The sequence below is a fragment of the uncultured Nostoc sp. genome, assembly GCF_964245445.1.
Classification (GTDB): domain Bacteria; phylum Cyanobacteriota; class Cyanobacteriia; order Cyanobacteriales; family Nostocaceae; genus Nostoc.
In genome coordinates this window covers 1-11,627 of sequence record NZ_CAXTNE010000201.1, presented here as the reverse complement: position 1 = coordinate 11,627, position 11,627 = coordinate 1, and the positions used below count along the sequence as shown (strand labels likewise).

Annotated in this window: 8 protein-coding genes; 1 reads left to right on the top strand and 7 read right to left on the bottom strand. The window is 39.3% G+C overall.

The features are described from left to right. Nucleotides 1-5: 5 nt before the first annotated feature. From ACFE90_RS26610 to ACFE90_RS26590, 5 genes are all read right to left on the bottom strand, one after another. Entirely contained in the window at nt 6-1,049 is a 1,044-nt protein-coding gene (locus ACFE90_RS26610; protein WP_375505436.1) for a M42 family metallopeptidase, read from the bottom strand. Nucleotides 1,050-1,062: 13 nt separating this feature from the next. Continuing rightward, a complete protein-coding gene (locus ACFE90_RS26605; RefSeq protein ID WP_375505431.1) occupies nt 1,063-2,106 on the bottom strand; it encodes an SGNH/GDSL hydrolase family protein in 1,044 nt (347 codons plus the stop codon). Nucleotides 2,107-2,471: 365 nt separating this feature from the next. Continuing rightward, on the bottom strand, nt 2,472-3,863 hold the full coding sequence (locus ACFE90_RS26600) for an S-layer homology domain-containing protein (RefSeq protein WP_375505430.1): 1,392 nt from the start codon (nt 3,861-3,863) through the stop codon (nt 2,472-2,474). Nucleotides 3,864-4,412: 549 nt separating this feature from the next. Then, nucleotides 4,413-5,978 (bottom strand): glucosaminidase domain-containing protein, encoded by a 1,566-nt coding sequence (locus ACFE90_RS26595; RefSeq protein ID WP_375505429.1) that lies wholly within the window; start codon nt 5,976-5,978, stop codon nt 4,413-4,415. A 321-nt stretch (nt 5,979-6,299) separates the two neighbouring features. Beyond that, entirely contained in the window at nt 6,300-7,058 is a 759-nt protein-coding gene (locus tag ACFE90_RS26590) for an N-acetylmuramoyl-L-alanine amidase (protein WP_375505428.1), read from the bottom strand. Nucleotides 7,059-8,220: 1,162 nt separating this feature from the next. On the opposite strand from ACFE90_RS26590, the gene ACFE90_RS26585 reads away from it, so the two are divergent. Further along, complete coding sequence (locus ACFE90_RS26585; RefSeq protein ID WP_375505427.1) at nt 8,221-9,198, top strand: bestrophin family protein; 978 nt, start codon at nt 8,221-8,223, stop codon at nt 9,196-9,198. Nucleotides 9,199-9,316: 118 nt separating this feature from the next. Here ACFE90_RS26585 and ACFE90_RS26580 read toward each other — a convergent pair whose 3' ends face one another. Continuing rightward, complete coding sequence (locus ACFE90_RS26580; RefSeq protein WP_375505426.1) at nt 9,317-9,937, bottom strand: hypothetical protein; 621 nt, start codon at nt 9,935-9,937, stop codon at nt 9,317-9,319. Nucleotides 9,938-10,205: 268 nt separating this feature from the next. After that, nucleotides 10,206-11,150 carry a DNA polymerase III subunit delta' gene (locus ACFE90_RS26575; protein ID WP_375505435.1) on the bottom strand — a complete coding sequence of 315 codons (945 nt, stop codon included), beginning with the start codon at nt 11,148-11,150 and terminating at the stop codon, nt 10,206-10,208. Between the last annotated feature and the right edge of the window lie 477 nt (nt 11,151-11,627).

Here is an 11,627-nt window from a genome sequence, read left to right as displayed (position 1 = left end):
AAATATCACTCAAACTCAGTTTCGCAAAAAGATTTTAACAAATCGATACAGTTAGCGATCGCTCCTAAATGAGTAATTTCATAACCGTGGGTATTTTGTGTAGGAAAGGCCAAACACGCAGCACGCCCAACATGACCAAATTTCATCGCAATCGAAGCATCACTACCAAACTGACTCAGTATCGTTAGCTGCACTGGTATATCAAGTTGCTTTGCAGATTGGCGCAGTTGTCCATTTAACCCCTCATCATATATTCCATACGCATCTTGAGATAAAAGTACAGGACTTTCGCCATCTTTAAGCGGATATTCCTCAGATAATGGACAAATTTCTAAAGCAATCAACGCATCCAAACGTTGATTTTGGGTGAAAAATAGCGCCCCAATTGCTCCCACTTCTTCTTTCGCCGACGCTACTAAATAAACATCGACTACTGGCTGTTTGAGACTTTCAGTCAAAGCTAGCAAAATGGCAACAGAGGCTTTGTTATCCAAAGTGTAACCAGCAATATGATCCTTTAACCGAATCGGACGCTTGCGATGTTTGCCAACCACCATTCTAGTTCCAGGTCGAATACCAGCTGCTTCTAATTGAGCAGATGTCAGCTTCGTTTCAATCCAGGCATTTTCCCACTTAACAGTAGTATCTTCCTGCTGGACTTTTTGGGGTGATTCGTGAGAAACGTGGCGGGAACCAAAGCTGAGAATACCGTTGATAGTTTCGTTATCTCCCAGTAAATCGACAACGCCTTCGCCATAAACCCACGGGAAAGAACCGCCAAGTTTGCTGACTTTGACACGACCTTCATCACCAATACTCTTGACAATTGCACCAATTTCGTCTTTATGTCCCGTGATGGCGATCGCTCGGTCTGGATTTTTTCCTGGAATCTTGGCAATAATATTATCGGCGCGATCGCACCAGACTTCCACACCCAGCGCCGCAAATCGTTGCATCAACAACTGGTTAATCTCAGCTTCTGCACCACTAGGGGAATGGTGCATGACCAATTCTTCAATAATTTCAAATAAGCGATCGTAATCCCACATCAAGACAGTTAGTTTAATTTTCAACTGTTGTATGAGACCATTGTGCATTAATAACCCGGCCTGCTGTTATAAGTGCTGACCTTTTTTGTTGACGCTTCAGCATTCCTACCGTACCAAAAGCACCAACGGCTAAAATCCCCAAGTTTATCGCAGGTTCAGGAACAGACTTAGCCTGAATCGCCGCTAATGCAGTATCTGCTATCACTTTATGACCTGCGGTCGTTGGGTGGTAATCGTCCCAGATGAGAAACTTGTTGTTAGCTGGGTCACATATATCTTCCCTATCTAGGCAAGACTCGGTTACATTCGTAAAACCCAATGCGCTAGCCTGATTCAATAAGGAATAGGTATCAACAGAGATGATGTTGAGATTTGGGTTTTGACTCAAAGCGCTGACAGTTTCTGCTAAACCCAAGTTAAAGTCACTAGTTGATTTGCTTAAGGTTGTAGGGTTGCGATTACCATTTTTAGCTGCTGGTATCTGTCCCAAATCTGGCAAGTTAAACACAAGAATATTTTTCGCGCCGACTCCTACCAGAGTATTCAACGCCAAGGATATATTATTGATTGGCGTGGTAGAGTCTTCGGGGTTAAGAAAAAGGAAATCATTCGCACCTCCCCATAATGTATAAAGTGCATTTGGATCAGCAGTTTGATTATTTGTTTGCAGAGTTTCGGCAAAACCCAGGACTTGTTTAAGTACCCCCGGTAATCCTCTATTGTCAAGAATAGCATTATCTAAACCAGAGCTAGCACCACCGAAGGCAAAGTTTATTCCTTGGGTAGGAAAAGGTGTGGGAGGAATAGTAGTAAATAAAGTAGGCTTTAACCCTAGCTGATCTCCAAGATAATCTACCCAGATTGGCCCATTGGAAAAACGTCCATCAAAGTAACGTCGGCTTGAAGGGTATGTTTTCCCAGTAGCATTGTATATATTGCCTGTATCGGAAAGACTATCGCCAAATACATAAAGCTGATCAAAACTTACAGCCGAGGCTTTGGTCGGCAACATGAAAGAGAACAGAACAAATCCTGCCGCTACAGCTTGTTTTTTCATATTTGTTTTACCTGTGGTATGTATAATTTGTTTAAAAGTAATAAAAGAGCGATAGTCTGACAACTTGTCTTTTGACTTACTTCAAAACTAAGTACGCCTATTGAGTTAATTTACGTTTTTTACTTAACTATGCCTCAAAAGTTCATCAAGCACAGCTAAAAGGGCTGTAAATACTTAGATTTACATTTTTTTGATAAAAAAAGTGTATATATTACAAAAAAAAGTATATTACAAATAAATAGCAAACTTTCTATGCTAAAAGGTAGATATTATCCAGCTTTGTGCTTGCTATCAACTGACTGTGATGGAATCAAAGCTGCATAAGCGTAACCCGTCGTAGGCATCACTTTAGTTTTAACTTCGCTTTAACTTCGCTTTAATTTCAAAGCCTCAGTAGCCGATACACCCTCACCCTGACTGCCGAAATACGACAAAGCCGTAGCAGCCTCAGCACGAGTTACTGGTTTTTTCGGTTGAAACAGAGTTGTATAACCAAATACCCGCCGAATATTTGATTGTTCGCTATTTTGGTAATCAGCCAACACTGTTCTTAAAGCCTTGGGGTCAATTCGCGCCGCGTCTTGGAAGCCCCAGGTTTGTTTGACTGCATCTAAGTTAGCAGAGGGTAAAGCTTGGCGAGTATCTAAAGGTAATTTCCACAGCAGCAACTGTTCTCGCGTTAGGGGTGCATCAGGACGAAACAAAACTACTGTAGAATCTCCAGACAAAGGACTAGGAATTAACCCAGCTTCGGCTAATCCCTGAATTGCTGGAAAATCAGGGTCTTTTGCAGACACATCACTAAAAACTGGTTGAGTAGTTTCTGATGCCAAGCGAATTTGTTTAGCTGGATTGCTGGCATACATAGCATTGTTAGCAGCAATTAGCCAACGAGCATATTCCCGATGTGTAACAATTTTAGCGGGTTCAAACTGTTTACTTGTAGTAGTATTGCTCTTGGTTGCTTCTGGTTCTATAGACAAAACACCTAATGCAGCCAAGTCTTGGATATGTTGCCGCCATTCTTGCGGTGCCTTATTCAGATCGTTGAATTCCTGAGATTCGGCTGTGGCTGTAGAAGTTGTTTGGTTATTAGCCGTACTTGGTGGCTGTGCTGCCAAGTTTGCGGGTGGTATCGGGCCAATGAACTGTGGATTGCCTGGTTGAGGGACGGCGTTAGTATTTTCGTTAGGATTTGTCGTTGGGGTAGATTGTGCTGTTGCAGTACTATTCGGTACGTAGTCAATTAGTAATTCGGTGGCTGTTTGGGGTTGATTAGGTGTAGCGTTAGTAACTGATTTAGGCTGAATGGAAACCTTCAACAGCAAATCGTTACGACGTGCCTCAAACACACCTCCTGCATCATCTGTTGGCTGTTGCAAAATCTGCCAATTATTTGTTTTAAACTGGCTACTATAAAAGTTAGCAATAAAGTTACTGGGGTCAGAACTCAACCAACGAGTTGAGATTCTGTTTTCTGAGCCGCTAGCAGGTGTCACTTCCTGTAGTTTGGCATTGGAATATAGTGGGATATCTTTGGGAAAATCAGGTGGTAACTGAAGTGTTGATTCGTTTTGCTGTGCTTGCGGTTGATTACCCTGAGATTCTCCAAAGACAACTGGATTGCTTTGCAGGTTAGGATCTGCCGCCAAAGATTCCTCAAGGTTTTTGGCAACTGGACTGTTAGCACAGGCTGTTAACGAAGTCAGTAGAACAGCCCAAATTAGAAATACAGCTGGACGTTTGCAGGGAGGCACAGGAAATCACAAATTGAGTTTCAATTCCTACCCTAGCGCAGACTGTTCATTAAATGGGAATGGGGAATGGAATATTGAAACTAACCCATTTACTCTGCCTCTATGCTTCTCTACGTCTTAAATATCACCAAAGGACAATATTAATTCACTATGTCCTCTTGGTAAATGTCTTTTTTAGTGAAGATAATGATATCTATTTGTTTTAGCTAAAAATGAGTAAACGGTAGCAAAAGCTACCGTATTGTCTTTGTATTACAGCCATTAGGTTTGATAATTCCCATGCTTATTTATAGAGTTCCCTAAAATTCTGGCAAACTAACATTTTGCGGAAAAAACATAAATAAACCTGAAATACTTGCTAGATAAGAGTTTTGTGATTTTGATGCTCTCAGATCACAGGGATTATGACAGGTTAAGGGAGTTTATGGTAAAAAAATCAAGTTCTTTTCTCCCCCTATCTCCTCTGCTTACCTTCACCCATCATTTTTGGGTTAGTCAAGTACTAAGGTTTACACAGTGGTGAAATCTAACGCATCAGCTCACTAAGAATTAGCTTCTCACTGGTGGGTTAATTTCAAAATGAATATGATTATCATGACCATTCAGATAAATACAAAGCCTCTCTCCAATTAGCTGTTGATCGTTGAAAAAGACTGTCCGTACCAACTTTTGCTTATTAATAGACTTGAGAATAGCTCGTGCAGCATCTTGATCATATTCAGAACTAGACCAAAAGATGCCACCGAAATTTCCATTTTTTTGGGGTAAGTAAACATCGCACATCATACCAGTTTCATGTCCATGATGGTCGGGAGTGTCGCCTCCATGAGGAAGACTAACATCGTTAATTGCAAATGGAGCAGCTGTTGAGTGAGTGTTACGATAACTCTTTTGATAATCTTGGGCAATTTTTTTAATAACATCAGCTAACCAGTGTGTTCCAAAATCGTGGTTATCTTGGATGTCTTCTAGTTCACCGTTAACGAAACCATTATCACGATCGCTTTTTGGCATCAACTCCCACCGTGGTGCGTTAGCTGCTTGCAACCATCGATGAGTTATTCCCCCAACATCAACTCGACCATCACCATTAACAGTACTACTACCAGCAATAATTGACTGAAATAGTTTGATTGCGTCAAATAGTCCTCTGTCTCTGTCTGCATTGTTAGGATTACCTACCCATGTGTAGCCTAGCTCATGCAATCGCGCCTTAATAGCCTTAACATCATCAGCTTTATTGACTCCGCCAATTCCCACACTACCAGCGAGTTTAATTACCTTCGCTCCTGGTAAACTTGATGCTGTAGGTTGTTGAGTGTTCTCATCGTCCTTGTGATCGAAAGGAACAACAACTTTAATGCGGATCTCTAGAGTTTGATCATCAATGGCAATTATCATGCGGTGATCGCCTTCTTGTTTAAAGACGAAATCAAATTGCCATTTGCCGTCCTGACTAATTGCTACACTTGCGACTGGAAATTGATCGTCGATCATAATCGACAAAACTTTGCTACTGTTGGTTAAAGGTGCTATGCCTTCAACCCTGAAATTTTGTCCTAATTCCACTTCTTTTGGCGCACGAATGAGCTGTAATTGTTCCACTGAAGCGGGAATGGTAACTCCACCTGCATTAGCTAGTAACTTTTGCGCCTCTGGAAGTAAGTCCACAACTTTACTCACATATTTAGGATCAGAGGAATAGCCTTTAGCCTTGAGAAAGCCAAGGAAGTTTTCTGGCGTGTTCGTATAATCTTCTAAGCCTTTATAGGGAGTGCGAGTTAAAAACTTCCAATAACCAATAATAAAAGCATCTATATCTGTAAATTTACAGAACTCAACTTCTTCTGGCTCAGAAGGAACTTTGATTTTCAACGGTTCGGCAAACCCTTTCATGTCAGGAACTCGCCATTTTAATCCGGCAAAATTGTTAGCATTGACAGCAAGCTCGCTTTTCCCTCTAGCAGACTCTAATAACCATTGTGCGAGGGTAACTTCTTTTAAAATTTGCCGATTAATCTCGGTAATCTTTCCACTTAGAATACCAACTTTTATAAATACTGTTGCTAAATCTTTTTTAAAATAATTGTTGACTAAATCATCTAATAATGACATATATTTGCCTATTGTAAAGCGTTTTTTATACCCAATGTTTTATAGAAATCGGTAATTTACGTGTTGACGAATGAATTAGGTTTGAAGAAAAATTCAGGAGTCAGAATCAATTACCGAAGGATTCAGACCTGCCACTAATGGCAGATCATCAAATTTTCAATTTGGTGGGGGTTTTAAACCCGATTATTCAGAGGCTCTCTACGAGATGCTAAAAGTGTAGCTTGCTTCTCTGTAATAGTACGGAGACTGGTTATCCGCCAGTTTTACAGAATACCCAACTGAATTCTGACTCCTGACTCCTGAATTCTGCTTGATAAATAGCTAATCTTTTTCTATAACTTTGCTGTATCCAGCAAAAACAAAATGCTCGTTTCGGTTTACTTTAGTTTTATCAGGCCACTTAACCCAATAATGGTTTTCCTCAAAACGGACATCTAAAACGGGGTAACTCCCTGGCTCAATATCAAATAGAGATTCTTTTGGTAGCTCTGATGCCTGTTCTGTAGAAGGCTTTAGAACTGTTTTTGTTGTAACTTGTAAAATATAACTTTTATCAGGTTTAGCTTCATCTTGTGACTCGCCAATTAATCCATCTTTAATTGCTTCGGCCATTTTTTCAGCATCAAAGTGATCCATATCTGTTTTAGAGTCACAAAAGCAGCACTCAATTAAAATAGCTGGCATTTGTGTATTCTTTAGAACAAAGAAACCTGTATTTTTAACCCCTCTACTATGAAAACCAAGTTTAATAATCTCTTTAAGAACTGATTGAGCAATACCTTGTGATGTATTACTAATGGCAAAAACTTCTGTGCCATTGGCTATACCGTTAAATTTATTAAAGTGAATCGAAACATAGAGATTAACGTTATTGGCATTCGCCTTATTAGTTCGTTGTCTCAGAGAATCGGTTACACTGCTAGCGCTTGTGGGAGTGCAATCAATAGCGGTATGGCCTGCTGCTTTGAGTTTTTGTATCAATTGTGTCCCAACTGCTTTTGTTAAGGCATCTTCTTGTTTTATGCCTGTTGCCCCTGTATCTGGAGGGCAATTGTGTCCCATATCAATACCAAATTTCATAGAGTTAATGTCCTTTTTATAACTTGAGAGGTACGGTTTAACTTAACTATACTGTATTAATTATTAACCCAAGTGCGATTGCTCTGTCAGTGACATAAAGTGAATTGTTACTGTAAATAATTGTAAAGATTTACGTAAAAACCTCATTAAAAGGAGGAATTTCATAAGTTCAATTTATAAATAAAGCAGGCTAACCCATGACGGCACAAGAGGCACTGAATCTAGCCGATAGTCTTTTTATGCTCTACCTTTGGGCAAAGACTCAATGACGTTCAATCTCTAGTTTTACTGTAAAGTTACCTGGGACTCACCTATGCGGAAATTGCGGTGTAGATAAGTTATAAACACGACTACATCAAACAAGCCGATTCTCAGTCGTGGCGAGAGCTTTCTTAGGTAGTATGTGAAGAGGTCTGTAAAAAATATTAATCTGTTCTGCGTAGCTACCAGCAGTATCAAAGTTGTGATAATTAAAGAATGATGTCTACGAAGGGCTACGCAGTTAGGCGTTTCAGACTAATATTCTCATAAAGGTTAGCGATCGCCACGATACCTACTTATCTGGTAATTATAGATAATTGTCATGAATTTGATGAATCTCATATCTGAATTTCTACATCTCCATCACTGCATATCGATGCCATTTTCTAATTTGCTTCTCAATTTATGGTGCTATTTTTAGCATGATAGAACTTAATTATTGATTGAAGTTGATTGAAGTTGTGCCCTCTCAAGAGAGACAAATAAAGCATAAATTAACAACTAAATCGTCAGCGCTCTATTTTTGAAAAATTTTAGACATAACAATTTTTAAGATATTTCCTTATTTTCTGCTCTGTAAGTATGAAAAAGGGAGTATTTAATTAAATAAATCTAAATTTTGTCTAATTTTTTCATAAAACACTTAAATACCACGAATTTTAATTATTATAAGCAGAAAACTAAGTTTATGATGAAAAATTAAAAGACAGTCATAAATTTTCCTACCTAAAGAGGGTTCACAGAAATAAATTTCAATGTTACAACTATAATTTATGTTGATCATAGTTGCACGACGGTCGCTATCTGGAAACCTACATCTTGCATCTATCTTGCTCAAGCAAGATAACTTTAGCTAAAAAAGTTAGTTTGCTCATTGATGTAATCGTCAAACCTTACCAATATGAAACGGCCTAACTATTTTCAAAATAATTCCAAAAACTCTTTAATAGAAAAGTATCACCTTTACAAAGGCGAAAAATTGAATTGGTTTCAAGTAACTCTTCGGCTTGAAAGATCAATTATTTCTATCATTTTTCCTTGGGTACTTTTCTGTACTGTCTATGGTGTTTTAATATCATTTTTATATCATTTCGGATTACCAATAGCATTCGCAGGTTCAAACAGTATTATTACTAATGCTGTTTTAAGTTTTAATATTGGTTTCACATTACTATTAGTTTTTCGGACAAATACAGCCCATGATAGATTTTGGGAAGGTCGTCAACTATGGGGATCTTTAGTTAATACATCTCGTAACTTAACTCGTGGAATTTGGATAATAGTTAAAGAGAAGACACCGAAAGATAAAGTAGAAAAAGAGGCAATACTTCGATTAGTAACTGCTTTTGCATTTGCAATGAAGTTACATCTCAGAGCAGCACCTTTAGATACTCAGTTAGCATCCTTAATGTCTGAAAAACAATATTTACAACTCCAAAATACTAATCATCCCTCCCTACAAATTGCTTACTGGATAGGAGATTACTTGCAGGATCAGCATGACCAGAATTGTCTCAATGTCTATCAACTGACTACTCTACATAACTGTGTAGATGATTTAGTAGATATTTTAGGTGGTTGCGAACGCATTCTAAAAACGCCACTGCCTTTGATATATACTATTAAACTCAGACAACTGTTATTAATTTTTTGTTTGATCTTACCTTTGGAAATTGTTAGCTCGTTAAATTGGTGGACTGGTATAGCAATGGCTTTTGTAAGTTTTACCTTATTAAGTATTGAACAAATTGGTTCAGAAATTGAAGAACCTTTCGGATTTGATCCCAATGACTTACCTTTAAATGCGATTTGCAATACAATCTCAAACAATGTTGAAGAATTGATTAGGCTAGCTTCTAATAATGTTCGTTCTTCCTAAATTTAGTAAATAAGTTTTACTAGTGAAATTATTGATGAGATGGGAGAAAATTTATCCTTCCTTAAGAATAGATAATCCTTGGGTTAAAATGCGTAAGCATAGTCGTTGGAGACATCGCTTAATAAATGTTTCGCCAAGCTTTCACCGTCCCTTTGCCAATTTCGCTATCAACAGTTTGACCACCTTCCAAGACTAGTCTGATGTCTAAGTTATCATCTGGAGCATTTTTCAAAGCAGTGGCTAATTCTTGACTGACAGCAAAAGTGCCGGTTGAACCGTCTAATTGAAAAACTTTTTCCCTGACCTTAAGCAAAAGTTTATCGACTTTCTTGGTAGTGACAAACCTAAGAAACTCAGGTCTAGGATAGCCACGGCCTGCTGTGTAGAAAGGAGACCTTGCTTCACCCGAATTTACAGTTACGAGAACTCGAATACTTGAAGGAGTCCACAAACTAATAACTTGTGTTGAACCCTGACGAAACAAATAGCCACCTAATGAGTTGCGGTCGAAAACCCCAAGAAACTCCCCTTCAAAAGGGTCAACAATTCTCACGGCTTTCGACCAAGGCACATCCATATCGGGGGACAGTCCTGCTGATTTGACTACTGGTAAATCACTTGATGCTTTGGCAAGGCTAACTACCTCTTGAACAGTGAAAGCAGGACAAACTTGGGGTGAAAGCACAGCCAAGATAGTCCCTAAAAAAAGAACTGGAATTGTCTGCGGTAAGTTCATCATGAGTCAGGGGTACAATTTTCAAAAACAATAATCGGACAGCCTTTATTAGTCATCCCCCGCAAGACTTTTATTTGCTATGAAGCTTTGACAATTGAGCAAAATTCAGTGTTTTGGGGCAATCTCTTAACTCACTGCATCCTCTAGAAGACGCTTGGCGTAGCTTATTATTAATAATACACAAGTACTAATATTTACGGGTACTTAAGTAATATCATTTAATATTGCTAAAGGGCTTAAGGTTTTTGTGCAAGAGTTAGTAAGTAGAATTTTATTTTTGACATACAGATAAAAGCATACATTCCCAAACTAGCCGTGGTTGAGCGTAAGAAAGTAAGTATTTACGAGATTGTTCTAACTGGTTGATGATGCTGGGTTGATGCCACTGCTGCCAGTAGAATTGCTGAAGATAATCAACTAACCACAGTTGGGCTTCTGTATCTAAATCCTTATCAATTTTCTTGGCTAACTCCAAGGCTTTGTGGTAAGAAGCAGGAACTTTTTTTAAGTCTTCGAGTAACTCAGAAGGAATAGCTTGTAATTGCTCGTAAGATGCGATCGCACTTCCGGCACTGCCAGCTGCTATGCTCAATACTGCCTGATTTGACAAAATTTCTTGATGACCAGTTTGTGTGAGTACAACAGCCAAAGACTGTGTATCTAAGCGATAAAAAGGAATGCGTTGACAGCGTGACACTAAAGTTGGCAAAACAGACTCAGGTGTAGGTGCAATTAAAATTAACGTCGCCTGTCCCGGTTCTTCTAAAGTTTTAAGTAAAGCATTCGCTGCTGCTTCTGCCATTGTTTGGGCTTCTTCCAGCACCACTACATTCCTTGGTGCTTCCAAGGGTGGACGACTGAGAAACTCGGTAATTTCCCGAATTTGCTCTAGCCGAATTACAGGTGGTGCTTTACGCTTAAGTCCTTTTTCGGCTGCTTCTGCTGCTGTTAATCGTTGTCCCTGGTATTGGTACGTTGGTTGCACCCACAACAAAGCTGGATGGTTTCCTTGACGCAAACGGTTTTGTAAAGCCGCAGTGACTCCCATCTCGCTAGAAAATAGCAATTCCACAAAACACCTGGCTGCTAAACTTCTTCCTACACCATCTGGCCCCACAAATAGATACGCTGGAGCAACCCGATTTTGTCTGACAGCCTGAGTGAGTAATTCTATGGCTTGCTGTTGTCCTACAAGTGGTGCAAATGGGTTAATAATTCAGTACCTTCGCCAAAACAAGAATATGAAAAAAGAGGGCTGATGTAGTAGAGTTGTTGTCTTCCAGAACGACAACTTAGAAGCTACTAAATGCCAATATTTGACATACTAGCACTTCTACCGCGTAAGGGTCGTAGCCTTTTTAAATGCAGAGGGATGCAATGCTATTGTCAGGCAATGCAATCGCATTGTCAGGCAATGCAATGCTATTGTAAGGCGATGCAATGGCATTGTCAGGCGATGCAATGGCATTGTCAGGCAATGCAATGCTATTGTCAGGCGATGCAATGGCATTGTCAGGCGATGCAATGGCATTGTCAGGTGATGCAATGCTATTGTAAGGGACTTCCAGAAAATAAATTATCCAATTTTCTCAGATAATATTTTTCTTTCTACCCCTGCGCCCAGCTAAGGGAACTCCAAAAAATAAATTATCCAATTTTTGGAATCACAACGACTTTCCCTCCCCCTGCCCCC

Coding starts and splice junctions, on each gene's coding strand:
- ACFE90_RS26610 (WP_375505436.1), bottom strand. CDS start 1,049: ATGTGGGATTACGATCGCTTATTTGAAATTATTGAAGAATTGGTCATG.
- ACFE90_RS26605 (WP_375505431.1), bottom strand. CDS start 2,106: ATGAAAAAACAAGCTGTAGCGGCAGGATTTGTTCTGTTCTCTTTCATG.
- ACFE90_RS26595 (WP_375505429.1), bottom strand. CDS start 5,978: ATGTCATTATTAGATGATTTAGTCAACAATTATTTTAAAAAAGATTTA.
- ACFE90_RS26590 (WP_375505428.1), bottom strand. CDS start 7,058: ATGAAATTTGGTATTGATATGGGACACAATTGCCCTCCAGATACAGGG.
- ACFE90_RS26585 (WP_375505427.1), top strand. CDS start 8,221: ATGAAACGGCCTAACTATTTTCAAAATAATTCCAAAAACTCTTTAATA.
- ACFE90_RS26580 (WP_375505426.1), bottom strand. CDS start 9,937: ATGATGAACTTACCGCAGACAATTCCAGTTCTTTTTTTAGGGACTATC.